Origin of the sequence: Rhizobium sp. 18055, from assembly GCF_902706285.1 — a bacterium.
In the GTDB taxonomy this organism is placed as follows: Bacteria; Pseudomonadota; Alphaproteobacteria; order Rhizobiales; family Rhizobiaceae; genus Rhizobium.
Genome location: NZ_CACSKD010000463.1, coordinates 1 through 394, shown reverse-complemented (window position 1 = coordinate 394; position 394 = coordinate 1). Strand labels below are relative to the sequence as shown.

At 64.0% G+C, this 394-nt stretch carries 1 protein-coding gene and 1 pseudogene; both read left to right on the top strand.

The window, feature by feature from the left end:
- Positions 1 to 214 (top strand): annotated as a pseudogene (locus GVL52_RS32655) (efflux transporter periplasmic adaptor subunit); the annotation flags it as partial.
- Between the two features lie 16 nt (positions 215 to 230).
- On the top strand, positions 231 to 394 hold a 164-nt coding region (locus GVL52_RS32650), incomplete at its 3' end, for an efflux RND transporter permease subunit (protein WP_160012803.1).

The window sequence follows — 394 nt, the reverse complement described above, 5'->3', positions numbered from 1 at the left end:
GGCCAGCGACGCCATTCAGAGCGTGGGCAACAAGCCCGTCGTCTTCGTCAAGGTGAGTGACGGCTTCGTGGCCCAGCCCGTGCAGTTGGGCCGCAGCGATGGCAAGCGCGTCGAAGTGCTGCAAGGGCTCCGGGCCGGGGCAACGTATGCGGCGGCAGGCAGTTTCGTCGTGAAGTCCGAACTCGGCAAAGCCTCTGCCGAACACACCCATTGATGCCGGAGCCACGCCCATGTTTGAAAAACTCATTCGCGCGGCCATCGAGCACCGATGGCTGGTGCTGCTGGCCGCCATTGGCATGGCCGCCATCGGCGTGTTCAGCTACCAGAAGCTGCCCATCGACGCCGTGCCGGACATCACCAACGTCCAGGTTCAAATCAATACCCAGGCGCCGGG